We start from the raw sequence: 25017 nt of genomic DNA, 5'->3' as shown, positions 1-25017 counted from the left end.
CAAATATGTCTCAGTTTTAACGAAGACCTGTCCAAGGTCGCCATGGGCATGAAGCAGCATTGTGCGCTCCTGAAAGGACGCACACTACGGGAACTCCATTCTATAAGTTTCATGATCTTGAGTCAGAATAATTTCTTCAGACAATGGACTATCATAACCTTCTTTTTAAAGCTGGTTTTCAGCGATGTTGACTGGATCAAAAACTCATTGCACTAAAATCTGAAATCCTTGTAGCTCAATCACTCCGTCTTAATAGTCGCGGCGGCGGGCTGAATTAACAGCCGAGATACCTTTCAGCCCTTCTTTGTCGCCGGTAGCAGCTACCGCTTCGAATATACGCATTGCATCGGACAAACGTTGCATGCGCATGTAGGCATAGCCGCGCAGCACCATTAAATCTGTCCTTTCAGGCGCTATCCTGGCGCGTTGATCGAGTGCAAGTACGGCTTCCGGCATACGACCGGCGTTGAAGGCCTCCGTCGCTTTTGCAGACAAGAGTGCAATCTGCAATTCGATCTGCCGCGATTGTTGTTGACGCGCTTTGGACGCCGCGACGGCCGCCTTGTCCGAAAGTCCCACTCGCAGATAGGCAAGACTTTGACCATAGGCGGCGTCGCTGCGACTTGATTCTGAGTTACTGAGCGCAGCCCGCTCGAATGCAGCCGCCGCTTCCAGGGGGCGCTCTAGGTCCATCAAACACCAGCCCCGGACTAGCGCGCTTTCGGGCGTGAGTGTTTGCGGGTCCACAGTCGTTGCGCAACTTCCTGGTGGTCTCCTGCGCGCTGGTACATCTGCGTGCACAGCAGCAGGCACTTGCCGCCGGTCCACTTCAAGGGCTCTTGGAAAGGTCGATCCCCCGGGAGTCACGGAAGCTACGGATGCTGGAGTTCGAGCAATAGTTGCCGCAACCCTGTCAGCAACCGACGGCGGTGTTAAAGGAACCCGATGCGTACTTGGCAATGCTGCTGTTGTAGTTTGCAATTCCGCTGGTTGTGTTTCAGATTTGATTGGTTCACCAAACCGCTCTGCCATTGGCACAAGCTGGTGGCTGCGCCCGACGTTTGGCTCGCCCAGGCGTGCAATTCTCTCTGATCGTCCTCTCCATCGCTTTTGAATTGCAGCGACCTCAGCCACGTCACCCATTTGCTGACGAGCCAGTACAAGTCCATAGGAGGATGGTTCGTCATCCGGTCTCCAGTGAAGCGCTGTTGAAAACCATCCCGATGCAGTCTCGAACTGATTGAGAAGATAAGCATACCAACCAAGCTGCTGCGCCGCATTCGCATCCTTTGCCAGCATGACTTCCGGTACAATTCGTTGCAAAACAACAGGCGCAATCTGGACCGGGGGATCTTGTGCAAGAAGGTTGGCGACAGCAGCCATATACACTGCGTGCGCATTGTCCGAATTGTCACGCCACTCATAAATAACTCTTTCAGCTTCGGCAAAACGCGATTGTGCTATCATCGTGAGTGCCAGACCTTGGGAGGACGATGCTGACTTGGCGCGATCATGGGAAAGCTTAAACCATTTTTCCGCAGTTTGGGCATCGCCCCGTGTAAAATAGTACCAGCCGAGAATCAATGGATCGGACGGCTCAACAATATCGCGGGCCAGTTTCTCCACTCGAACCAGATCAGCCTGAGGCACCAGTATCTGGGTGTCTTCACCTGCAGCCGCAATGGCTTTACGAGCCAAATCATCACGTATGCTATCGAACTCGCCTGTTCCATCCGGCCGCTGTTTCTCGCGTTTGAGAAGTTCGTCAAGATCAGCCTGGCTAAGCTGAGGCAGCGCTTTCTGGACCGTTGCCAATCGTTCTTCGGATTTGGTGCAATTGTCCAGTATGTAAGCATACGCATCTTTTGCTCGAGCAGCGCGGTTCGTCTGCGCGAAAGCCTCGGCAACGCGCCAGAGTGAATCGACATCGTCGCACGTCAGAAGAGCTGTATTCGAGGAACCCAAACGAACTACCGCATCGTACTGTTTAAGTTCGGAAGCATTAACCAGCCTCTCTCTGGCTTCGGCCAAATCCAGGCGGGCCAGCAGATCAGCGGGCGGTTTCCATTGCGGATCGTTGTTTTGCTTTTCCTGTATTGCCCTGCGGGCTTCAGAAAGCTTGCCGGCCGAGTATAGCTTCCAGATTTCGTCCAGTGCGACATCGGCGACCGGAGCGGTGGCTGTCGGGTCGGCCGGTGGCGTCCAGTTCGGGTAAAGGGCCCGCAAACGGGCGATTTCCGCTTCAAGCCGCCGCTGGTCTCCCTGGCGAGCAAAATAACGAAGTGCCGTCTCGTCGACCTGACTTGCAGTGTTGTCACCGGGCGGGGCCACACCGGTGCCGGTTTGTGCGATGTCGTATGATCCGTTCGTCTTTTCTGCAGCACGATTAGTTATCGCGCTGAAGCGGGCAGAGCCGTTGGCAGCACTGAACAGCGGCAAGTAGTTTTGCTGGATTGCCGTAAAAGCGGCAATTGCAACAATAGTTGGGATAAGGACGATGGTGATTTTTTTCATAGGCACTCCGGGTGCTGGCTATGAGCAAATGACAGAGACAACAAATGAAGGGTAGATGGGTAATAGAGCGTCGGGCTGAACGTCTTGACGGAATCTGGTAATTTCTTGCGCTCAAGTACACAATCAATCAACGCCGGAATAATGATATAACCCGGATCAGCAAGAGTTTCGGTTACAATACCGTTCGAAACATCGATAACCGCAAGATTTGTGCCGTCTGGAGCCATTAGGTGACGCAGTTGAGCGAGCCTTTTGCGGTCTGTCAATCCCGCACGCATCAGGTAAAGCGGGATGCGCAATCCGTTGTATCCGAATTCAGCTTTGAAGCCCTTCGCTGGCCTCAAACGCGTCTTCGCAGACAACCAATCTGCCGGCAAAGTCCCGGCACCGCCACCCGACTCGTCCAAAAGCGAAATGCCGGCATCTGAAAGCTTGTTCCAGTCTACAGTCTTGTCGATTGCTGCAAAGTGCGGAAAGGCCTCAAAAACCCAATAGGACAGATTAATCACTGGTCCGTCATCGCGATCAGTTTGTGAAAACCCGGATGAACCGGGTAACAGAAGCAAGCGTCCCTGATTATCGATTACATTGAACTTGCCAATCGATTGGATCATCAATTCGGCATTTTGCGTCAAGTCCGCACGCCCCCACGCGGATCCTGCGAGCGCCAGGGCGTAGGCAATGAGGATATCGCCATCCGAAGCGTTATTGATGTCCGTTATATGAGGCTTTGTTCCTGGCTCCCATTTCCAGGCAGCAAGTCCGTCATCTCTTATGATGAATTCAGTTCTGGTGAATGACCAGATTAAATCAAAATCTGCCTTGCTGTTGGCCAGGTAAGCCAGCAGAAGCCCGTATCCCTGACCTTCACTATGGCTGATATTTCCATTTGCATCATCGATTATCCGGCCGGCTTCATCGACAAAACGTGCTTTATACGCGGCCCAATCAGCTTGGGTTATGCGAGTGGTGTCATTGGGTTGCGCCATAGCAATTTCGCTCCCCAACGAGACAAACAGAGCCAGCAGTATGCATATTTGCCTCATTTACGTCTGCCAAAGTTGGAAAGGAGCCGGGAAGTCGCAATACCCAGCAAGCCTGAAACAACGAGAAGCAAAAGCGAGAATGACAGAATATTCGCCGATAGCCAGTTTGCAATAATCAGTCTAAGATTCGAGAATGACAATGGTTGCGTCGGTATAAAGCTGAATTCCCCGACCGGAACATCCTGCATGACGTCTGTCCCGACTTTGAGGGTCAATATATGCCCCTTGAGATTTGACCAATGGTCCTGGCGAGTCAGTAAAACCAATCCATCCGAAAGTTGATCATCGGTGGGCGACGTTACGAGTGTCCATAAACCGTCACCTGCCGGATTGGAACGTTGCGCGACCAACAAGGACGCACCAGGCTCGGGTGTAAAGCTTTCGTCTGTGCCGGCATAAAACGAAAACGATTCCAGAGATATATTGAACGTTCGGTTCAACCAATCATCGAAAGACGAAATCTGACCACGCCAGCCCCGACCAGCCAGCCGCTCGCGCCACTGATCGAATTCTACCTGCGTATTGCTTGCATCCGCTTCAGGTTCAGCTCCCCCAACATTGCTCCACGCCGTCCGGATAGCCTCCGATACACCTGTTTGGATCAAAACGGTGGATGGAATCTGCGGAATGGCGCCGATAAACAGAGCGTTCGTATTCACTGTCGAGTTCGCTGTTGCGCGAGCATCAACCTCGAGTGGTCGTCCGGCTGCCACCGACATACGCGCAAGAAGGGTTGCAGCGGCTGAAAAGCTTTTGGCCCCCCCATTGTTGAGAACAACCGGCAAAGGCCTGTCGGAACGGTTATATGGAAAGCTCGTGCCGCTTAACCCGGCCAGATTGGGTACCGTTCCAATTCTTGCAAATGAGGGTATGGAAAACTCGGAAGTATCGAAAAGCGCAAATCGCGTAGTTGGTGTCGTTGAGCCGGGAACGCAGGCATTGTCAGAAGTGGTGTTGAGAACAGCCTCGATTGCAATGACGTTGGCGCCCGGACGGAAATGGCGCATCGTAAAGCCGATAGGAAAATGTCGAAGAATTTCTCCGCCTGTCGTCGTAATGGGCAACGATGCAGCGATATTGTCATTAACATAGATATTGATCTGGCTGCCGGGACGTACATCTTCGGAATAGGCCGCATCAAGAAGGATAGTCGCCTTGCCATACTCACCTGCATAGAAATCCGACGGCACTCCGACTGCAAACTCGGTGCGTAATCTTCTGCCGGAAAAATTGTGCGTACCAACGCCAAGATCGCTGAGTTTGGTTTTCGATGCGGTGGTCAGCAAGGGAATGTCCGGCGAACGCCATGTCTGAGAACTGATAAAGGTCCTTGGCACTGCGATATCCCGCTTCAACGGATCTACCAAACTCGCGACTGCGTTGGTGACTGCTTGCCAATCCTGCCCTCTGATACGAAGTATGGAACCGCCGGTGACCGGATCATCCACAAATGCCGCCAATGCAGCGCCCGGTGTATTGGCAGCAAGATATTGTGGAAGGCCACTGAACTCCTCATCTGTTCCAAGCAGAACAGTGAGCGAGCCAGGTAATTGTTCACGAGGTAAACTGGTTGATATGTTTACCGATTGGTTGGGCATGTTGGCAAGCACTGCCAAGGCTTCGGCGAGATGGAGCATCGGAGTGGTCGCAGCCATACGATCAAGCGCCGGAACCACTATGTTGAAGGATGTCCGCCCCTTGTTGTCTACGCCGATCGCACGAATATCATCGATCTTCCTGAACTTCCGTGATGCCTCGCCTGAGAATGTCAGGAAAGTTTTCGATGGATCAACCTCCGTCCACAGCTCGTATGTCGATTGCACTGAGCAATCAGTACGGTGCCGCAAATTGGCAGCAAGTTTGAAAGTGTTGAGGCCAGCCCTCAGAATACCCGGCGGAACCTTGACTGTGACGGTCTTTTGATTTTCCGACGACTGAACCGGCTGACTCAAAACCTTGGCGTTATTGATAACGAGCGTGAGCGAGGATGTTTCGGGAGCCACTACCAGGCTGTTTTGATATGTCAGCGTCAGTAATGTCGCTGAAGCAGCCTGGTCTTCGGTGACGAAGACGCCCCACGACTTTTCGGAAGTTTCTCCGCTCAGGGATATTGCCTCTTGCGGTATGACATAACGTATCATTGGCCGGTTCAGGTTCCGGGCAGTTAACGCAGACTGCGGCAAATCCGGCGTGTTGGCGGGGGCGGACGGTTGCGGAAGTTCGATTGGCGCTGATGGCGGCGGCGTAACAGTTTTATCCGCAGGCTTTTCGGGCGACATGTCAAAAGGCGACGTTTGCGCCTGAGCCAGATACACGGCACACGTTGCGAAAAGACAGGTAAGTAACAAGCGTTTCATAACGGCCGCTCCCACTCACCCTTGTCGCTGCCGGTTGCCCGCCTAAGGAGATAGGCAAAACCGCGAAAAGTCTGGAACATGGCGACGCCAAGAAACCAGATCGTACCTTTGATCAGCCCCGGATTGCCGCGCCTGTCGAGCTGGAATTTCGTCCATTGCGATGAATTTGCGAAGATGAGATCGGCGATCAGCCTGTGGTCATCCGGTTCGTGAGGCATGAACAGACAACCGACAGCCGTCTCGCCGGCTTGTTTCCTGACATTTCGGACTTGGATGGGCAGATCTCCCATCTCACCTGTGGAAGAAATCTTGAAGCGGACATGAGAGACCAGATCAACAGATAACTGGTCAGTCAGATTACCCAGAAGTTGCACTTTTATACCGTTTACAGATGCGTCCGCGATGGTACCTGGCATCCACTTTCCGCCGACATCAAACTCGCAGCGGCGACTGATCGAGACGCGGCGCGATGGACGTTTGTCGCCCCGCTCGGAGACAACGCCCAGTGCGCAGCCTGCGAAGATGAGATTGAGAAGGTTCCAGGCCCCGACGACGAGCGTCACATCGGCTTTGTAGGGCTCGGTATAAATGCGGTAGACTGTGACCACCACGCCTACCAGCAAAACGAAGAAGATGATAAAGAACGGTGCGCTCAGCTCCGACAGGCGACTGCGATCAATTCGCTCATCCTTGGCAGTGACCTTGAATGTAGGTTTTCGAGGATTGAGCACCACCGAAACAACTGCTGGCAAGAGATGGATTGTCTGAACATACTCGTATAGCTCGGAAATCCAAGGCCATCGAAAAGCACCATAAAGATAGTTCTGCATCATGAGGTTCACGACCATGTAAATGAGCGTGTAAGCCAGAAACTCACCTCCCGATGCGGTGAATATTTCGAGACCGAAAAACAGGTAGAATAACGGGGCGATCAGGAATATTGCTCGCGGAAAAGGGAACAGCCAGAACAAGGTAGACGAAAGGTAACAAAGGCGTTGCGGCAGCGAGAGCCCGCCATTGAACAACGGAAAGCGGAACCGCAGAATTTGCATCATGCCCTGGGCCCAGCGGCTTCGCTGGCCAATGAAGCTCGCGAATGTTGCGGGCTGGAGTCCAGCGATAAGCGGCTTATCGACATATACGCTATTCCAGCCGCGCGAATGCAAGGCGATCGCAGTTTCGCAATCCTCAGTGATACTGATGCCGCTAAATCCTCCCGTGACATTCAGAGCCTCACGTCGCAGCACCGCAGCAGACCCGCAAAAGAACGCCGCATTCCACTTGTCGAGGCCGCGCTGGATGACGCCGTAAAACATCTCATTTTCTGAAGGCATCTGTTCGAAAGTACGCAGATTGCGCTCGAGCGGATCGGGGTTGAGGAAGAAATGCGGCGTCTGGACGAGGAAGAGCTTTTCGTCTTCGTCAAAGTACCCCACAGTCTCCAGGAGAAAATCCCGTGCAGGAGCGTGGTCGGCGTCAAAAACCGCTATCAACTCTCCCGTTGAATGTTCAAGCCCGTTGTTGAGATTCCCTGCCTTGGCATGAAGATTCTTTTCGCGGGTCAGATACCTGACATCCAGCGCAGCGCAGAGTTTGTTTAGATCTTCGTAGCGTTTTTCAGCAGTATGCGCCTCGACTATCTTGTCGGCATTGCGTTTTTGAACAGTGCCACCATCGTCCAATATCCACACACTTAATTTGTCGGCGGGATAGTCCATCGCCTTTGCCGCTGCCATCGTATTAGCCAGCAGGTCAATATCCTCGTTGTACGTCGGGATGAATACATCCACCCGTGGCAAAACACCTTTGGTTTCAGGTCGACTCGCGCGTTGAGGTAGTGGCATCGCGACAACAAACAGGCTGAGGGCCAGCATCATGACACTGTACAATTCGGCCAAATACAGCAGAAATCCCGGTATAAAGTTTTCGAGCTGATTTACTGGCGGCAAGGTGCTGGTCGTTCGCCAGTAAACATAGCGCATTACAATTGCGGTACCCAGTGCCAATGCGATCAATCGCCAAATGCCACCGGCATTCAACGTCTTCAACACCATCATCACGAAAAGCACCGTAGCACCCGCGATCAACTGTGTTTGCAGATTCACCGGCAGCGTCACCAACAGCAGCACGCAGGCCGACATCAGCATCCACACAAGGATAAGCACAAACTTACGCATGGGCGAGCGACCGGAGAAAACAAAGATGATGCGAAATATTCATTTCAATTCCTGGTTTCAGTCGGTTGTATGCTGGCTTGAGGCTGGTTTACTCCGGATGGTGAAGCGCTGTTAATTCGGCGGTGCGGCAGGTACTGGTGGTACAGTCACGCCTTTTGGTGCTGGTAGTTGTGAAGGCAACGTTGTCAGGGACGACTGATCGCTGCCTGACATTCCTGACCCGGGCGGCGGTGGAACAAGCGGGCCGATTGGTGTCGGCCGTGTGGGCCGCGCTTCAGTTGGTTGTATTGCTTGTCTTCTCTGTGGCGCAACACGTGCGGATCTGGCTACCGGCGCTGGCATAAGCGTTTCTGCCGACGGGGCTGGCGGCCCGTCTGGATAGATATCCGCGCCCGGTTTCCCGAGATTTTCCGGCGAACTCGCCATCTCACCATATGGGTTCCAGCTATAGCTGTTGAATGAGGCATTAATCGTGAAGCCATACATGAATGCCAGTAACTGTTCTTCCGACAAGCTTGCGTCGCAGAGACGAAGTCGCAGCTGAATACTGCCCCTGCCCGTCAGCCATCGGGTCTGACTTTCCGAAGGGCGAATTCGTTGCCACGCATAAATGCAGGTGTCACCTGACGTTGAACGCCCGGACGCAAACCCGAAGGGACCATAACGATTTTGAACGTAATTTGGTGACCGATGCATCGCGACGCCCGGTAACGTACCTCGCAATTCCCGCGAGATATCTGCAACGCCCAACTGTGGATCACGAAGTGTCTCTCCTCCGCTCAAATTAGGTTTAACCGGACCAAAGAGCTGAATGCGAAAGACGTTCTGGCCAGGAGTGTTTGCCGAGGTCGACAGCAGTATCTCCTGCTGGACAGCATTGTTGTAGGGGCGCTCGATCACACTCACCACCGAGGGGCCCCCGGGTGGGGGAAGAGCATAGGCCTGACTGGCATCAACCATTTGGGTAGAAGATAAAATTTGAGGCGCTCCGCCCGAGGCGCAACCCCAAGGCAAAGTCATAAGTGTCAAAATTACAGATCGCCTGAACATTGAACAAACGTAGATGATGAAATCGATTGCTCAAAGCCGGATTGCAAGTTAATTTCTGAAAACAATTGATTTTCTTTGAATTATTGCCACCAAGACACACCCCTGTGGACAACATCAAAAAGAGCTTTCCGGTTTTGCCCAAACATTCAGCATGTTAGATAATTTGATTTATATCATGCCTGTTAATTCTATCTATACAAAGTTGCAGCTGAGTCGGCCATTGCGGGGATGTGCGGGCTATATGCCGGAAGTCCGGACAAGAAATATGATTGAGGTCCACAAGACCAACATTCCCGAGAGGCCGATAACGAAGTAGTTTGGCATTTTTTCCATTCAGCTACGGTACACTCGACGCATTGATAAAATTTCCTGAAATTCATTAAATTTATAATTGGCGAGTGCGTTTGCCTTCTAATCCGGGGGCGAGCTCGTTGCGGCGCTTGCAGTCAGGGTTTTCGCTGTCCCAGGGCTGATTTATTAACGCCTTCATTGGCGTCGGTATAATTCCGTGTGGCTACTAAAAAGAAAGGTCTGATATCAAGTTCGTATCTAACTGCCTGAACTTTTAAACGTTCATTGAACCAATTGTTCTTGTTGACGGTATTCTATCAAACGGAATCACTCTGGATGGATCCAGAACACAAACCTTATTTATCTCGGATATGGCCTTACCTCTTGGGCGTGGTGATTTTGGCGGCTTTGTCGATTACTTTCGGTCGCTCTTGCTCAAAAAGGCATCCGCCAGATTACCGGGTGAGTAAACTACAAGTCTCGTTGCAAGAAATCGGAACGCATACATAATCGGTCCTCTTGTGCCCCGTTGATCAATCTCCGGGCCTGAGGCTGACCTGCAGGGTGCCGATCAATGGAGTATTTCGTAGTTTAGGCACGAAGTTCTCTGCACCGCTGCATGGGCTGTTGATGGAATGAAGCTCGATAACATACCGTTCGATTGTGAACCGTTCCCTTGAAAAGGCCACGCGGACAGGTTGGCCATTACGCCACGGCAAAGGGTAAACGAAATCCGCCTGGGCCATCTTGCCAGAGGAGTTCAAAGAGGCGCGTTCGCATGCGGGAGGCTGTCATATGCTCCCCAGACCGCCTGATCAAAGTTGATGATCGCTCCGGTCATCAAACCGGATTCCTCCGATGCTAGGAATGCGATTGCCCGCGCGACCTCTTCAGGCTCGATAAGGCGGCCATTCGGTTGAGCGATTACCGCCTTGTCAAGCCAATCCCCAGGCTGTCCATCGAGCTCACGTTGCGTTCTATCTTCTCCCTCGGATGCCATCCAGCCGATGTTGAGACTGTTTACTCGAACACGATTTCGGAGCGCCGCATAAGCCGTGTTGCGAGTGAGTGTATCAAGCGCGCCCTTGGAAGCGCTGTAGGCCGCCAAGAACGGCTGGCCGCCCATCGAGGACATCGTCGAGATATTTACGATTGTCCCGGCAATGTTCTCACGCTTAAAAATCTCGATCGCGCCCTGCATGAGGAAAAACGGTGCGCGGGTGTTTACCGCAAACAGCTGGTCAAAGAGTTCCGGGCCGGTGTTCAGAATGGTACCGCGATTTGTCATCCCGGCTGCATTGACAAGGCTGTCGAGCCGTCCAAAGTTCTTGTCAGCCGCGGCAATCACTGCCTTGCAATCCTCGACCTGCGAAAGATCGGCTTTGACGAAAACGGTCTCTGCGCCGAGCGCTTCAAGTCGAGTTGCCTGCGCCGCACCTTTTTCTTCAGATCTCCCGCATATTACCAGCCCTCTTGCTCCGCGTTCCGCAAAAAGTTTTGCGGTGGCGGCGCCAAGGCCCTGGGTGCTGCCGGTAACGACGACGATCTTGTTTTCGAACTGTGCCATCTGGATCTCCTGTGCGCGCACCCGCGCGTTGTTGTTCACGGCCTTTCTGCTGGCCATTGTCGATTGATGTCCATCTTTTCGCGGATCTGCGCCAGCCAACATCCTACCGGCACCACCGGGTTTCCAGGTAAGAAGGCTTTCGTCAGCGGCGATGTGGATCAGCGGCAGATGATTGTGCCTTGTTTGGTTTGCGTTGTTTTGACCAACATATTTATGCAAACTGCAGGGGTAACCATCCCCCGTTGTGCCTTTCATGGCTGTCGACGACCGCATCAACGAAGGCCACGCCCTTGAGACCGTCGTAGGATGTGGGTATTCCTTCTCCAAACGGCCCAACTGTTCTTCCCTCGTCCCTGGCACGGACGATAGCCGCGAAGCCCGAGTACAGGTTTGTGAAAGCCTCTATGTAACCTTCCGGGTGCCCCGGCGGCGTCCGGGTTCTAACTCCGGCACCATCTGTCAGATCCTCACGACCGCGCTTGATCGTTTCCGGAGCACCAAACAGCCGCGTGAAGATCAGCTCATTGGGTTGTTCTTGATGCCATATGAGGCTGGCCTTTTCTCCGAAAACCCGCAGTCGCAGGCCATTTGACTGGCCAATGGCGACTTGAGAGGACCAGAGAAGACCCCGCGCACCTCCCTCATATCGGATCATGACGTGAGCATTGTCATCCAACGCTCGTCCCTCAACAAATGTGGCAAGGTCAGCTGCTACAGCCTCCGCCTTCAATCCCGTAACGAAGCCGGCGAGATGATAGGCATGCGTGCCGATGTCGCCAATCGACCCCCCGCGCCCGTTCTTCTTCGGATCTGTCCGCCAGGCCGCTTGCTGATTGCCTTGCAGTTCAATTCCCGTGGCCATCCATTCCAGTGGATACTCAACCTGCACCACCCGAACCGCGCCAAGATCACCCCGCGCAACCATCGCCCGTGCCTCGTGCACCATCGGGTAGCCACTATAGGTGTATGTAATACCCAGAAAACGTCCCGTGGTCTGCGCCAGTTCGTGCAGCGCGATCGCATCTTCAATGGTGGTTGTCATAGGCTTTTCGCAAATGACGTCGAAACCTGCTTCGAGAAACGCCTTGGCGATAGGGAAATGGGTGTGGTTTGGCGTGCAGATCGCGACGATATCAATCCGGTCGCCACGCGCCTGCTCTCGCGCTATCATCTCAACGTAGTCGCCATATGACCGGTCGCGATCGATGAAATTCTTTGAAGCGAAATCGCGGCCACGTTCAGCGTCCACGTCGAAGGCACCTGCTATAAGATCGAAGTGGTTGTCAAGACGGGCGGCGAAGCGATGGATCCCACCGATATAGGCACCCTCCCCTCCACCGACCATGCCAAGACGAAGACGACGGTTGAGCAATTCTTTGTTCGACACGGCTTGCGTCCCTATATACCGAGAATTTCGTGATTTACGGATCGATCGACGCCGGATTTGACGAAATCGTCGAAGGCGCGATCCGAGACTTTAATAATATGGTCGCGAATGAAACGCGCGCCCTCGGCCGCGCCATCTTCCGAATTCTTCAGGCAGCATTCCCATTCAAGGACTGCCCATCCGTCAAAATCGTAGCCGGTCAGTTTTGCGAATATGGCGCCGAAATCGACTTGTCCGTCTCCGGGCGAACGGAACCTGCCGGCGCGGCTTGCCCAGGGCTGATAGCCTCCATAGGCACCGGTCTTGCCCGTTGGTCGAAATTCTGCATCTTTAACGTGAAAAGTTTTGATCCGCTGATGGTAATGATCAATGTAGGTCAGGTAATCAATCGACTGAAGCACCAGATGGCTCGGGTCATACATGATGTTGCAGCGTGGGTGATCATCAACACGCTCCAAAAACATTTCGAACGTGAGGCCGTCGTGCAAATCTTCAGTCGGGTGAATTTCATAGCACACGTCAATACCCTCGTGATCGAATGCATCGAGAATTGGCCTCCAACGCCTCGCCAGTTCATCAAAACCGTCAGAGACAAGCCCATCGGGCCACTGCGGATACGGATAGAAATATGGCCACAGGAGGGTCCCGCTAAAGGTTGTGTGGCGATCAACGCCAAAACGTCTCGAGGCTTTCGCTGCGCAAAGCAGCTGATTGACGGCCCACTGCTGCCGGGCGTCAGGATCCCGGTGGACTCGCGATGGTGCAAACGAATCGGCAGGCAGGTTGAATGAGGAATGGAGGGCGATGAGTTGCCCCTGCAGATGGCTGGCAAGATCCGTTACGACGAGGCCATACCCGTCAAGGATTCCTTTAAATTCATCGACATAATCCTGGCTTTCTGCCGCAAGCTCGAGATCAATTATACGTTGGTCCCAGGTGGGGATCTGCACGCCTTTAAATCCCTTGTCGGCAGCCCATCCAGCCAATCCGTTCAGCGAATTGAAGGGTGCTTCATCGCCGGCAAATTGCGCAAGAAACACGCCAGGCCCCTTGATGGTTCTCATGTTTTTATCCTTGGATCAATGTGCGACCGAGATCATCGTGCCGTTGCGGCCACCGGCTCTCACACACCAACACGTTGTTGTTTGCGGCCTTCTTGCTGGTCCTTTGCCGCGGCGTTGACTTCTGTCCTTTCGCTGACCTGTGGCACGCCGACATCCCACCAGGCGTCGCCCGGCGTCCAGGTAAAGGCATCAGATACGATTGCGAGCACAGTCGTGCGATCGGTTGTCTGCGCCCATTCGACCGCATCGCCGAGATCAGCAAGGCTCTCGACGTGCCGGGTGAGCGCACCCATAGACTCCGCATGCTTCAGGAAATCGACTGCAAAGGGCTCCTTGACGCGGCAGTCCTTGATCAGGTTATTGAACGAGACGCCGCCCTTGGCATTCTGCAGGCGGTTGATGACTGCATAGCCACCATTGTCGCAAACGATGAGGATCATCTTGTGACCAGTGAGTACGGTCGAATAGATATCAGAGTTCATCATCATATAGGTGCCGTCGCCAATCATGACGATCGGCGTGCGGGTGGGATCGGCCATGGCCGCGCCCCAGCCGGCGGCGATTTCGTAGCCCATGCAGGAGAAGCCAAATTCACAGTCAAAAGTGTTGGGCGCTTTTACCCGCCAGTTCTTCATCACTTCGCCAGGCAGGCCGCCGGCGGCAGTGATCAGCACATCGCGGTCCTTCGCCCTGGAATTAACGATGCCGACAACCTGGGCATATGTCGGGACAGGAGCATTCGTCGGTTTCTGATAGCCGTCAAGTGCAACATTCCATTTGGCGAATTCGAGTTCGCCCCTCTTTGTCCAGGCTGGATCAGCCTTATAGTCGCCGATGGCTGTTTCCAGCTCTTTGACAGTTTCCAGAGCATCACCGACGACGGCGATGGCGCGGTGCTTCTTGGCATCCCAGCGCGCAGCATTGATCGAGATAAAGCGGGCGTCCGGCGAAAAAGCTGTCCAGGATCCCGTTGTAAAGTCCATAAGTCGCGTGCCGACGGCGAGCACCACATCGGCTTGGGCCGCGAGAGCATTGGCCGAGGTGGAACCCACGATGCCAATGGGCCCAACATGCGCCGGGTGATCATGAGTGACTGTGCCCTTGCCGGCAATGGTCTCGCAGAGCGGGATGCCGTACTTCTTGGCGAAGTCAGCAAGAACACCTTCCGCGCCGGAATAGCGTACGCCTCCGCCAGCGATGATCAGCGGGCGCCTTGCTGTCTTCAGCACGCGTATCGCTTGTGCAAGACTGTCGCGATCAGGGCGAGGCCTTGGCGACGTGTGGACAGTCGGTTCGAAGAACTCTTCCGGATAATCCCAGGCGATTTCCTGCACGTCCTGCGGCAGCGCCAGGAACGCCGGACCGCAATCGCCGGGATCCAGCATCACGGCGACCGCCTGCGGCAAGGAAGAGATGATCTGTTCAGGATGGACAATACGATCCCAGTAGCGCGTTACCGGTTTGAACGCATCGTTGACGGTCGTCGTCGGGTTTCCGAAATGCTCAACCTGCTGCATGACCGGGTCGGGACGCCGGTTGACGAAACTGTCCCCGGCAAGCAGCAATACTGGCAAGCGGTTGGTATGCGCGACGCCTGCGGCCGTTACCATATTCAGCGCGCCCGGACCAATGGAGCTGCATGCAACCATGATCTGTCTGCGCCGTGTCGCCTTGGCAAAGCCGATGGCCGCAAGCGCCATTGACTGCTCGTTCTGACCGCGCCATGTTGGCAGCGTGTCCTTGACAGCTTCCAGCGCCTCCGAGAGGCAGGTCACGTTGCCATGGCCAAAAATAGCGAAAACGCCAGGGAAGAGCGGCTCGCGCCGGCCGTCGATTTCGGTAAACTGGTTGCATAGATAGCGGACCAGGGCTTGAGCCATGGTCAGGTGAACGGTACCCATCGTAAAACCTCCCTGAGCCGACATTTCCGCATCGGCATGTGTCAAGAAACCTTTATTCTATTTATTACATATCTGCAATACTTATTGCATCTGAAATTGGCAGCGAGCAATCCGTCCAGCCCCCACCCGACTGACTGGACGCCAGTGCAGCCTCAATGAATTTCACGCCAAGCGCGCCATCCACCACAGTCGGATACTCGAGCAACCCTTCCGGCAAGGTCCTGCCAAGACGGCGGGTCTCGATGGCGATGGCAAACTCTTCATACAGATTACCCCAGGCGTCGCTCAACGCCTCCGGATGTCCACGCGGCAGATGCACGAAGCGTGCCGCATGCATGCCAATGCCCGCACCTTCGCCGCGCGTGAGCAAACGGGCCGGTTCGCCGAACCTGCAAAAGTGCAGGACCTCGGGCTTCTCCTGGTTCCATTCCAAACTCGCCTGATCGCCGAAGATACGGATGCGCAAGCCGCAATGGGCACCTGGCGCCACCTGTGAAATCATGATGGTGCCGGGAATATCGCCGTCGTAGCGCACATGCATGAAAGCGGTATCCTCCAACATCTTTGGCGTGCCGAGCGTATGGAACTCCGCGCGCACTGCGGTGAGGGGCCGACCGCAGACGAAGGCACCGAGATGGTGGCAATGGGTGCCGATGTCGCCCGTGGTGAAGGTAGGGCCGACGATCGAAGGATTGACGCGCCACCGGGCGCCAGCGCCGGTTGGGGCCAGCGCCCATTCCTGGAAATATTCGACATGCACCTGCTTCAAGGTGCCGAGCATCCCTTCCCGGACCATCTGACGGGCCTGTCGCACCATAGCGGAAGCAGCATAGGCATAGGTCACGCCAAACACCAGTCCCGTGCTTCTCTGTCGGCGAACCAGATCGAGAGCATCGTCAAGCGTCGTCGTCAACGGTTTATCGCTGATAATGTCGATGCCGTTTTCCATAAAGGCGCATGCGATGGCGTGGTGAGAATTATTAGGCGTGGTAATTGCAACGGCATCGATACCATCGGGCCTTGAGGCCTCACGCTGCGCCATTGTTCGATAATCTGTATAGATCCGTTCTTCGTCAAAAAGCCAGGCGCGGCCCGATTCTTGCGCTACTTCGGGCCGCGACGAGAGGGCGCCTGCGACAACGTCCCATCGATTGGATAATCGCGCCCCGCGCGCGTGGACTTGCCCAATGAAACTTCCGGTTCCTCCACCGACAATACCCAGCCGCAGGCGTCGTTCTGCTCTCGGGAAATCAGCCCTGATGTTCTCCTTGCCCATAGTCGCCTCCTGGATTTTTTGTGCGTGCTCTAAAACAGACTTGCAGAATTATTATTGTCGTAATATCAAAAGTGCAACGTTTTTTGCATTATCTCCAGGAGGAAGTTGATGATCAATATTGCATTGCTCGGTTGCGGGCGCATTGGCAAAATGCACGCCGCAACCATTGTGCGGGCGAGTAACGCCAGACTTGCCGCTGTCTACGATCCCGTAACTGCAGCGGCACAGGATGTCGGTCACCAGTTCGGCTGCGTGGTCGCAGCAAGTGCCGAAGAGGCGATAGCACATTCCGATGCGGTGTTGATCGCCACTTCTACCCCAACGCATGCAGACCTGATCGAGGCGTGTGCAAGAGCCGGCAAAGCTATTTTCTGTGAAAAGCCTATCGACCTGTCGCTCGCCCGGGTTAAAGCCTGCCGCGAAGTGTTGAAAGGCTTCGGCAAGCCCATCCAGATTGGGTTCAATCGACGATACGACCCAGGGCACCGGGCGGCTCGCGAGGCAGCCCGTTCGGGAGAAATTGGTGAAATTCGCCAGATAATCATCACTTCACGCGATCCAGGTCTTGCCTCGCGCGAATACTTGAAAGCATCGGGCGGCATATTCAAAGACATGACCATCCACGATTTCGACCTCGCGCGCTTCATGCTGGGAGAAGAGCCTGTAGAGGTGTTCGCCACCGGCAGCGCGCTGATCGACCCGACGTTGGCCGAACTGGGTGATATCGACTCCGCCATGGTGATTCTTCGCACTGAAAGCGGCAAACTTTGCCATATCAACAACTCGCGTGCTGCCAACTATGGTCACGATCAGCGTGTTGAGATATTGGGCTCTGAAGGCATGGTTATCTCCGGAAACCGGCGCGCTCACAACCTCGAACGATTCGGGTCGGGTTCAACTGGTTCCGGCGAGCCGTTCCTCAGCTTTTTCATTGAGCGTTACGCCGAGGCCTATGCCCTGGGACTGGAGTCATTTCTGGAATGTGTTGCGTCCGACAGGACGCCAGAGGTGACTTTTGAAGATGGTGAAAAATCGCTTGCTATTGCCGAATCTGCAAATCTCTCGCTTGCAAATCATCGCTTTGTGAACATCCGCGAAATCGCTGATTAAGGCCAGGGCCCGCCATTCCCGGGAACACGGCGGGCTTTTTTGCTCAAGACTTGCGGCGCTGATTTCCCGTAACGGTCGGAATTAGCGGAGATCCTATTTTGTCTTCCTGCAGCAGGGCGGCCACCGCCACCGCAATCGCCTGGGTCAGACACATCGGAGCGGCAAGAGAACGTGAGAATGAGTATTCGTCTTCTGGAATAGTGAATAAGACGCTCGCATTCTTTGCCAGTGGAGAGAGCTGACTGTCGGTAATCGCAACCATAGGGGTGCCATTTTGGGCCGCAACGTCCGCAATCGTTACGACCTCCTTGGCGTAATGGCGGAATGCGATGGCTACCAAAACGTCCTGCTTGCTCATGACCTGCGCCATTTCGGGTGCCAATCCACCCGCAGGGTCGAGCAAAATTACCCGCAATTGAAGCATCGAAAGGACATATCGGAGGAATTTCGCAATTGGTTCCGAGCGCAGTTGTCCGGCGATAAATATTGTATCGGCACTTTTTAATGCTCTGGCCGCCTGGGACAGACTTTCTTCTGGCGTCGTGCTCAGCAACTCTTGCAAGGTAGCAATATCACGAACGACCAGATCGTGCAGAAAGCCAAGGTTTCCCTTTCGCTTGTTCTTTTCCAGATCAACATCTAACGCGCTGATCCGCTCACGATATCCCGGCGCCGCTGTCGAGAGCCGGCTTTGGAAAATGGATTGAAGCTGTTTGAAGCCCGAAAATCCAAAACTCTGTGCGAACCGGACAAGTATCGAGGGATGCGCACCACACTCCTCGGCAATGGCGTTGATCGATTGCATTGCAACCACGTTGGGATTCTGCGTGACGAAGCGAGCGACCTGCTGGAAACGTTCGCTCAAACCCGGATAGGCTTCCGTGACAAGATTGACAAACGTTTCGTAGTTGGCTGTCCGCGGTGGCGGTTGATCGGACTGTTTTACCCTTGGCATGCAGTCACAACTCCTGTTTGATTTTACGAATGGCTGCGGCATTCATGCATATAATCCGCGCAGTCCAGTAGGCTTACCATGTGCAGTATTGCAAAAACTGCTGATCCGCAACGCTTATCGCATCTCTCTCGTCCAAGGGCTCTCACAGGATGGGAAAGCCCTCCTTGCTCCGTCGCCTTTCAGGTCGTCGTTATGGCTTGCGAAATACCGCGGCCACAGTGCGCCGGACATAGACCGTAGCCGGCGGAAGGTGCCCCCGCGTGCGGCCCTGCAATGCCATTGTCAGGCACTGACTGATGACAGGTGCTGTGGCGCGATATCGGTCCGGTTGACGACCAGGGCCGGATCAAGGGTGCCTTTGAAGTAGTCGAGGATGTTTTCTGCTGCCGCAATGGCCATGCGCCGCGCGCATGCTTGTGTGAGCCCGGCATTATGCGGTGAAAGGATGACTCGTTCGCAAGAAAGTATCGGATCATTACTTGCCGGCGGTTCAGAATCGAGTACGTCGAGTCCGGCAGCGGCAAGTCGCCCTTCATTGAGCGCGGTAATCAGAGCCCTCTCGTCGATGAGTCCTCCCCGGGCCGTATTGATGAGAATCGCAGAGCGCTTCATCACCGCCAGCTCTGCTGCTCCAACAAGCGGTTCTGTCCCGGATTTCGGCACATGCAGTGACACCACGTCGGCACGACTCAAGCCATCCAGAAGGTCTTCAACCGGGGAGGCACCGGCGGCTGCTATCTCAGCAGGACCCTGGAATTTATCATAGGCCAGGACCACCATGCCGAGCGCTGTTGCGATCTGCGCCAGCCGTCTGCCTATCCGTCCGAAGCCGGCGATCAGCAATGTCCGGCCGTCGAGTTCGTCCGCATCGAGGCTGTTGCGATAGTTCCAGTCGCCCGCCCGCATCTTCCTGTCGAACAAAACGGTTCGACGGGCAGCCGAGAGCATCAACATGACTGCGTGTTCTGCGACAGCACGGGAATTCACATCACCCACAATGGCGAGGGGTATGCCGCGGCTGTTCAACGCTGCAACATCAACGGAATCATAGCCAACGCCGTGACGGGAGACGATCTTCAAATGTGGCGCGACCGCTATGAAGCCTGCCGTCAGCTGTTGGGTTCGAATCAGAAGTGCATCAGCGGTCGGAAGATAAGGTTCGTAACTTGCCGCGGAGACCTCCTCGACGTAATCGACAGTCATACCGGGTGCCGCATGCAGTATAGCGAGGCCGTCGGGGTGAATTTTGCCTGCAACAAGAATCCTCGGCATTCAATATCCTCCCGTATCGATCGTGCTGGTGGGAGCGACGTCATGCACGAGGTCACGGAATTTCCGGACGCTCGCCTCGGCCGCGCCGGCGAGCAGACGCACATCGTTGGAAACAGTTACGAAATCGAAACCCCAGCCCACTGCTTCGGCCGCATATTCGGCGGTACCGTTATGAAGTGCGGCGCGTTTTCCGGCTTTATGGGCGGCATGAAGAATCGTTTTGATCGCCTCTATCATCTCCGGCTCCCGGCGGTCGAAGCCCGGCACATATCTTCGCCCCTGCAGGCCGAGCGTGAGGTCCGCCGGGCCTATGTAGACGCCGTCCAGTCCCGGCGTCGAAAGAATATCCTCCAGATTTTCGAAGGCCTGCGCCGTCTCGATCATTGCAAGGCAGATCATCTCGTCGTCCGCCTCGCCGGCGTATCCGGCACCTGTGGAAAAGAGGGCTCGGCTCGGTCCGAAGCTGCGTACCCCGACAGGTGGATAACGAACGTAGGAGACGAGCTTCTCCGCCTCCGCGCGCGTGTTGATCATCGGGCAAATCACACCATAGGCACCGGCATCCAATGCCTTCATGATGTCTGCCGGATCGAGCCATGGAACGCGCACCAGGGGCGTCAGGCCGCTCGCACGCATGGCCTGTAACATCGGGATGGCCCCATCGTAACCTACAATGCCATGCTGCATGTCGATGGTTATGGAATCATAGCCTTGTGCTGCCATGATCTCCGCACTGAATGAATTGGCAATCGAAAGCCAGCCGTTGAGCACAGGCTTTCCCTCTGCCCAGCGGTTCTTGACGCCGTTTTTGATCATTGCGAATTCCTCAGATCAAGACTTGAGCAAGCTTGACGTTCAGGTAATCAAGAATGCCTTCGGTACCGCCTTCGCGGCCCATCCCGCTTGCTTTGATGCCGCCGAAAGGTGCTTCCGCTGCTGCGAGCGCGAAGCTGTTGACACCAACCATTCCGGCCTCAAGCTGCGCCGCCGCTTCGCGGGCACGCCCCGCATCGCGCGTGAATACATAGGCAGAAAGGCCCATCTCCGAACCATTTGCCCGCTCGAATACTTCGTCAGCCCTCGAGAACGGTGTGATGGCTGCGACGGGACCGAAATTCTCTTCGGCAAGGGCCTTGGCATCATCCGGCAATCCAGTGATCACTGTCGGCTCAAAAAAGAACCCGGCATTGATATCGGCCGGACGTCCGCCACCTGTCAGAATATTCCCACCCCTGTCGCGGGCGTCTGCGACAATTTCCTCGATGGCGTTTATTCGGCGTTGATTAATCAGCGGACCCATTTGCGTGGCTTCCTCGGTTCCGTGCCCCAGACGCAGGGCACGGGCACGGGCCGCGAAACCCGCGGCGAAGCGATCATGCAACGATTCATGAACGTAGAACCGATCGGGTGTGACGCACACCTGGCCGCTATTGGCGTATTTTGTGGGCACCGCCAAATCCAGTGCCTTTTCCACGTCGGCGTCGTCGAAAACGATCATGGCGGCGTTGCCGCCCAGTTCCATGCTGATCCGTTTGACGGTTTCTGCGCTATCGCGGATCATCTGTTGTCCGACCCGGGTCGAGCCTGTCAAGGAGACCTTCCTTACAACAGGCGATGTCATGATCGGCTTGTATGTGTTGGCAGTTGGCCCAATAAGGAGGTTGGCGACGCCCGCCGGGATGCCGGCTTCGCGAAGACAATCAAACATGATCATGGCCACGCCTGGCACCTCTACGGAAGGACGCACAATAACGCAACATCCTGCCGCCAGGGCCGGAGCGACCTTGCGGGCAATCAGGGCGGCAGGAAAATTCCAGGCTGTAAAGGCAGCGACAACGCCCACTGGCTCGTGCGTGACCTCAAGCCTGCCACCCGGGACGCGGCTTTCCACGATACGGCCGTAGATGCGGCGAGCTTCCTCGGCATACCAACGAAATTGATCGGTTGCCAAAGCCCACTCCCGTCCCGCCTGTGCCAGGGGCTTGCCCGTTTCGAGTGTCATCTGCCGTGCGGCTTCCGTTGTCCGGCGCACCATGATGTCGGCGATCTTGTGAAGAAGTTCCGCGCGTGTCCAGGCAGGTGTTTCTCGCCATGTCCGGAATGCGTGATGGGCAGAGGCGATGGCGGCCTTCGTATCTTCTATACCCGCCACCGGGACAATACCGAGAATTTGACCGTTGCCGGGATCGGTAACTTCAGTGCCGGCACCTTGCGCAGCACCGGACCAGATGCCATCAATGAACAGGCCGTAAGATGCGTACATATCTCCTCCTCGTCAGATGCGTGCAGCCCTGACATGCAATTTTTATTTCTATCCTGAGCATTGAGCAATTTTTGTTGCCAGTCAAGTATCAAAGCAATGCGATGAACGGAAAACCCCGGACGAACCCGTGCCGCACCTTCCCCGGGAGAGCGCATGTCTATAACCGGCAGGTTTGCCTTGGCGGCAACCGAACCGGTCATTGTTCCGCATCGGAAATTATTATTGCATCATCGTATTTTCTGCAAGTTAGATTGCTGACCGGTATGAAGCCGCTTGGAAGCAATTGTGGGCGCTATCGGCCGCACGGGTTGCCCGGCTTGCCTCAGAAAGACCCGTTGGATACCACGCCCGCAGAATCCTTGAAATCCGGAAACCCGAATGCGGGAACCAGAATTGGTGTCATCACAGCTGATTCTTCAGGCATTGCGTTGGCAACTGCTTACAAATCGGCGGTAAGGTCGTTATTGATTCCGCCGGTTTACCAGTCGCCCTGATCGTCAAGGTCCGGCATTCAGAGCAGTTGCCAGGTGGGGCAGGAATGACTTCACGGGGTTAAAAATGCGCCATCTCTCTTCATCGGTCAGCCACCGCCAGCCAGGTACCGGCACGAGAGGAGTTCTGGATTGCCTCCACAAGTGTCTGAATGCGCAGCCCGGACCGGAAATTGAACGGCTCGGACCGCAGGCCGGCAATCGCCTCGAGATAGCCCGCAACCTCGATTGCCTTCAGATCATTAAATCCGAGCTGGTGGCCCGGCGCCACGCAGAAGCGGCCGTAGGGCATATGGTCGGGGCCTGCCTCGATGCGGCGAAAACCCTGCCGGCCTTTCGCATCCGCTGTGGAATAGAAGTGAAGCTCGTTGAAACGCTCCTGCGAGAAAACGAGTGCGCCCTTGCTGCCGTAGACTTCGAAATCGTGCTGCATCTTGCGACCGGTCGCGATCCAGTTGCCTTCAATGGAGCCGGTTGCGCCGTTGACAAAGCGGAGAAAGGCGCGGCCGATATCATCCGTTTCGACAGTCTGCATACCACCCGTGCCATCAGGGCGGCTGGCGATCATCGTGACGCAATCACCCATGACTTCGGTAATCGGGCCGACAAGGAATTCGGCAGTCGCCAGCGCGTGGCTGCCGATATCTGCCAAGGCTCCGCCGCCGGCGGGATCGTGGCGGAATGTGAAGGTCGCATTTGCATCTGCCATGTAATCCTCCGCGTGGAGGCCACGATAGCCACGGATGTCCCCCAGCTCGCCGCTGGCGATCATGGCTTTCGCGAGGCTCATCATGGGATTGCAAAGGTAGTTGAAGCCGACCTGCGTCCTGATGCCGGCCTTTTCTGCCGCCTCGGCCATGTCGCGCGCATCGGTGGCAAGGGGGGCAAGCGGCTTTTCACAATAAACGTGCTTTCCGGCGGCAATGGCTGCGAGTGCCATTTCCTTATGCAGGGCATTGGGAGCGGTTATATCGACGACATCGATGTCGGGATCCGCCACCAGGCTGCGCCAATCGTCGGTAGCCCGCAGGAAGCCGAACGCTGCCCTGGCGGCTTCCGCCTGCGCCATGGTCACGTCGGCGATCAAGGTCCGTTCCACGGCATAGGGCAGATCGAAGACCCGCTCTGCAGCCGCAAAGCCGAACACATGTGTCTTTCCCATGAAACCTGATCCAATCAGGCCAAGACGGAGCTTCTTCTTCATTCTCACTGATCCTCGGACGTATACGGGCTATCATCACTCCCTCGGATGCAATTATCTTTGCATAAATCTTGAATTGTCAATATTTGTTTTGTATGAGGGATGGGAACGAGGAAGACTAGCCGGCAATGGTGAGAACATGTACGTCGAACCTCGAGCAAGTTCCAACCCCATTTTTATCCGGAGCCCCGACATGAAAGCAAAACTCGGCATTGCGCCGATCGCCTGGTGGAACGACGACCTGCCGGAGATCAGCAGCGATATTTCGCTGGAAGGATGTCTTGCCGAAGCGCGGGAGGCAGGCTTCACCGGCATGGAGACCGGCCGCCGCTTTCCGATGGACGCGACGACATTGCGCCCCATCCTCGATCAATACGGCATGAGCGTGTGCGGCGGCTGGTTCTCCGGTCTGCTCCTTGACGGCGACATCGAGGCCGAAAAGGACCGGATCGCACAGCAGATGGCGCTATTCAAGGCCGTCGACGCGCCCTGTATTGTCTATGGCGAGACTGCCGGCACGATCCAGGGGGATCGCAGCGCGCCGCTGTCGACGAAGCGCAAGCTTTCCGAAGACGAGATCAAGGTGTACGGCCGCAAAATGACGTCGTTCGGCGAATGGTGCGCCGACCAAGGCATGCCGATCTCTTATCACCATCACATGGCGGCTCCCATAGAGACCGAAGGAGAGCTCGACCTATTGATGAAACACTCCGGCGAAAGCCTTGCCCTGCTCTTCGACGCCGGCCACATGGCCTTTGCGGGGGGCAACGTTCTGCGTGTCATCGACAGGCATCACAGGCGCATCGCCCATGTTCACACCAAGGACGTCCGCCTCCCGGTGATCGAAGCGCTGGATCGCACAAAGGAAAGCTTCCTCGATGCCGTCATCAAGGGCGCCTTCACGGTTCCGGGCGACGGCGGCCTTGATTTCGAGGTCATCGTAAAGCGGCTTGCCTCCTACGGCTACGAGGGCTGGTTCGTCGTCGAGGCGGAACAGGATCCAGCCAGCAATCCGCCACTCGAAATGGCAAAAATCGGCCATAAGGAACTTCTCCGCGTCATGGCTGCGGCTGGCTACGAGGTCGTTGCCTGATA

General features: G+C 55.3%; 17 protein-coding genes. 2 read left to right on the top strand and 15 right to left on the bottom strand.

The features are described 5' to 3' along the window. Window positions 1-249: 249 nt before the first annotated feature. The 10 genes from ABKW30_RS07705 to ABKW30_RS07660 form a co-directional block, all read right to left on the bottom strand. On the bottom strand, window positions 250-2514 hold the full coding sequence (locus ABKW30_RS07705; protein WP_348598049.1) for a cellulose synthase: 2265 nt from the start codon (window positions 2512-2514) through the stop codon (window positions 250-252). After that, window positions 2511-3560 carry a glycosyl hydrolase family 8 gene (locus tag ABKW30_RS07700; protein ID WP_348598047.1) on the bottom strand — a complete coding sequence of 350 codons (1050 nt, stop codon included), beginning with the start codon at window positions 3558-3560 and terminating at the stop codon, window positions 2511-2513. The genes ABKW30_RS07705 and ABKW30_RS07700 overlap by 4 nt, the downstream gene beginning before the upstream one ends. Next, window positions 3557-5917 (bottom strand): cellulose biosynthesis cyclic di-GMP-binding regulatory protein BcsB, encoded by a 2361-nt coding sequence (locus tag ABKW30_RS07695; RefSeq protein WP_348598046.1) that lies wholly within the window; start codon window positions 5915-5917, stop codon window positions 3557-3559. The genes ABKW30_RS07700 and ABKW30_RS07695 overlap by 4 nt, the downstream gene beginning before the upstream one ends. Continuing rightward, window positions 5914-8094: a UDP-forming cellulose synthase catalytic subunit gene (gene bcsA / locus ABKW30_RS07690; protein WP_348598044.1), complete on the bottom strand. Its 2181-nt coding sequence runs from the start codon at window positions 8092-8094 to the stop codon at window positions 5914-5916. The genes ABKW30_RS07695 and bcsA overlap by 4 nt, the downstream gene beginning before the upstream one ends. Window positions 8095-8205: 111 nt before the next feature. After that, window positions 8206-9054, bottom strand: coding sequence for a cellulose biosynthesis protein BcsN (gene bcsN / locus ABKW30_RS07685; protein WP_348598978.1), 849 nt, complete (start codon window positions 9052-9054; stop codon window positions 8206-8208). 1141 nt (window positions 9055-10195) lie between these two features. Then, the gene (locus tag ABKW30_RS07680; protein ID WP_348598042.1) at window positions 10196-11002 is read right to left on the bottom strand and encodes an SDR family oxidoreductase; all 807 of its coding nucleotides are present in this window, start codon (window positions 11000-11002) and stop codon (window positions 10196-10198) included. 211 nt (window positions 11003-11213) lie between these two features. Next, window positions 11214-12347 carry a Gfo/Idh/MocA family oxidoreductase gene (locus ABKW30_RS07675; RefSeq protein WP_348598977.1) on the bottom strand — a complete coding sequence of 378 codons (1134 nt, stop codon included), beginning with the start codon at window positions 12345-12347 and terminating at the stop codon, window positions 11214-11216. A gap of 53 nt (window positions 12348-12400) precedes the next feature. Further along, window positions 12401-13453, bottom strand: coding sequence for a sugar phosphate isomerase/epimerase family protein (locus tag ABKW30_RS07670; RefSeq protein ID WP_348598040.1), 1053 nt, complete (start codon window positions 13451-13453; stop codon window positions 12401-12403). 59 nt (window positions 13454-13512) lie between these two features. Continuing rightward, on the bottom strand, window positions 13513-15354 hold the full coding sequence (gene iolD, locus ABKW30_RS07665; protein WP_348598038.1) for a 3D-(3,5/4)-trihydroxycyclohexane-1,2-dione acylhydrolase (decyclizing): 1842 nt from the start codon (window positions 15352-15354) through the stop codon (window positions 13513-13515). Window positions 15355-15418: 64 nt separating this feature from the next. Next, window positions 15419-16630 (bottom strand): Gfo/Idh/MocA family oxidoreductase, encoded by a 1212-nt coding sequence (locus ABKW30_RS07660; protein ID WP_348598035.1) that lies wholly within the window; start codon window positions 16628-16630, stop codon window positions 15419-15421. Window positions 16631-16738: 108 nt separating this feature from the next. Here ABKW30_RS07660 and iolG point away from each other — a divergent pair, with 108 nt between their 5' ends. After that, a complete protein-coding gene (gene iolG, locus ABKW30_RS07655) occupies window positions 16739-17740 on the top strand; it encodes an inositol 2-dehydrogenase (protein ID WP_348598033.1) in 1002 nt (333 codons plus the stop codon). Window positions 17741-17783: 43 nt separating this feature from the next. Here iolG and ABKW30_RS07650 read toward each other — a convergent pair whose 3' ends face one another. The 5 genes from ABKW30_RS07650 to ABKW30_RS07630 form a co-directional block, all read right to left on the bottom strand. Then, on the bottom strand, window positions 17784-18695 hold the full coding sequence (locus ABKW30_RS07650) for a MurR/RpiR family transcriptional regulator (protein ID WP_348598031.1): 912 nt from the start codon (window positions 18693-18695) through the stop codon (window positions 17784-17786). A gap of 282 nt (window positions 18696-18977) precedes the next feature. Continuing rightward, entirely contained in the window at window positions 18978-19967 is a 990-nt protein-coding gene (locus tag ABKW30_RS07645; RefSeq protein WP_348598029.1) for a hydroxyacid dehydrogenase, read from the bottom strand. Next, on the bottom strand, window positions 19968-20783 hold the full coding sequence (locus tag ABKW30_RS07640; protein WP_348598027.1) for an aldolase/citrate lyase family protein: 816 nt from the start codon (window positions 20781-20783) through the stop codon (window positions 19968-19970). 10 nt (window positions 20784-20793) lie between these two features. After that, complete coding sequence (locus ABKW30_RS07635) at window positions 20794-22230, bottom strand: NAD-dependent succinate-semialdehyde dehydrogenase (RefSeq protein WP_348598026.1); 1437 nt, start codon at window positions 22228-22230, stop codon at window positions 20794-20796. A gap of 573 nt (window positions 22231-22803) precedes the next feature. Continuing rightward, window positions 22804-23925: a Gfo/Idh/MocA family oxidoreductase gene (locus tag ABKW30_RS07630; protein ID WP_348598024.1), complete on the bottom strand. Its 1122-nt coding sequence runs from the start codon at window positions 23923-23925 to the stop codon at window positions 22804-22806. A gap of 190 nt (window positions 23926-24115) precedes the next feature. Between ABKW30_RS07630 and iolE the strand changes: the two genes are divergently transcribed. Then, on the top strand, window positions 24116-25015 hold the full coding sequence (iolE, locus tag ABKW30_RS07625) for a myo-inosose-2 dehydratase (protein WP_348598022.1): 900 nt from the start codon (window positions 24116-24118) through the stop codon (window positions 25013-25015). Window positions 25016-25017: the final 2 nt, after the last annotated feature.

It is taken from the genome of Phyllobacterium sp. SB3, assembly GCF_040009165.1.
Lineage (GTDB): Bacteria > Pseudomonadota > Alphaproteobacteria > Rhizobiales > Rhizobiaceae > Phyllobacterium.
The sequence above is the reverse complement of the archived record's forward strand: the minus strand, read 5'-3'. Positions and strand labels throughout refer to the sequence as shown.

What these genes read in the sequence shown, in the direction of transcription:
- ABKW30_RS07705 (WP_348598049.1), bottom strand. Translation starts at nt 2,514, where the DNA reads ATGAAAAAAATCACCATCGTCCTTATCCCAACTATTGTTGCAATTGCC.
- ABKW30_RS07660 (WP_348598035.1), bottom strand. Translation starts at nt 16,630, where the DNA reads ATGGGCAAGGAGAACATCAGGGCTGATTTCCCGAGAGCAGAACGACGC.
- iolE (WP_348598022.1), top strand. Translation starts at nt 24,116, where the DNA reads ATGAAAGCAAAACTCGGCATTGCGCCGATCGCCTGGTGGAACGACGAC.
- ABKW30_RS07635 (WP_348598026.1), bottom strand. Translation starts at nt 22,230, where the DNA reads ATGTACGCATCTTACGGCCTGTTCATTGATGGCATCTGGTCCGGTGCT.
- ABKW30_RS07640 (WP_348598027.1), bottom strand. Translation starts at nt 20,783, where the DNA reads ATGATCAAAAACGGCGTCAAGAACCGCTGGGCAGAGGGAAAGCCTGTG.
- iolG (WP_348598033.1), top strand. Translation starts at nt 16,739, where the DNA reads ATGATCAATATTGCATTGCTCGGTTGCGGGCGCATTGGCAAAATGCAC.
- ABKW30_RS07695 (WP_348598046.1), bottom strand. Translation starts at nt 5,917, where the DNA reads ATGAAACGCTTGTTACTTACCTGTCTTTTCGCAACGTGTGCCGTGTAT.
- bcsN (WP_348598978.1), bottom strand. Translation starts at nt 9,054, where the DNA reads ATGGTTGATGCCAGTCAGGCCTATGCTCTTCCCCCACCCGGGGGCCCC.
- ABKW30_RS07675 (WP_348598977.1), bottom strand. Translation starts at nt 12,347, where the DNA reads ATGGTCGGTGGAGGGGAGGGTGCCTATATCGGTGGGATCCATCGCTTC.
- ABKW30_RS07630 (WP_348598024.1), bottom strand. Translation starts at nt 23,925, where the DNA reads ATGAAGAAGAAGCTCCGTCTTGGCCTGATTGGATCAGGTTTCATGGGA.
- bcsA (WP_348598044.1), bottom strand. Translation starts at nt 8,094, where the DNA reads ATGCGTAAGTTTGTGCTTATCCTTGTGTGGATGCTGATGTCGGCCTGC.
- ABKW30_RS07650 (WP_348598031.1), bottom strand. Translation starts at nt 18,695, where the DNA reads ATGCCAAGGGTAAAACAGTCCGATCAACCGCCACCGCGGACAGCCAAC.
- ABKW30_RS07670 (WP_348598040.1), bottom strand. Translation starts at nt 13,453, where the DNA reads ATGAGAACCATCAAGGGGCCTGGCGTGTTTCTTGCGCAATTTGCCGGC.
- iolD (WP_348598038.1), bottom strand. Translation starts at nt 15,354, where the DNA reads ATGGGTACCGTTCACCTGACCATGGCTCAAGCCCTGGTCCGCTATCTA.
- ABKW30_RS07680 (WP_348598042.1), bottom strand. Translation starts at nt 11,002, where the DNA reads ATGGCACAGTTCGAAAACAAGATCGTCGTCGTTACCGGCAGCACCCAG.
- ABKW30_RS07700 (WP_348598047.1), bottom strand. Translation starts at nt 3,560, where the DNA reads ATGAGGCAAATATGCATACTGCTGGCTCTGTTTGTCTCGTTGGGGAGC.
- ABKW30_RS07645 (WP_348598029.1), bottom strand. Translation starts at nt 19,967, where the DNA reads ATGCCGAGGATTCTTGTTGCAGGCAAAATTCACCCCGACGGCCTCGCT.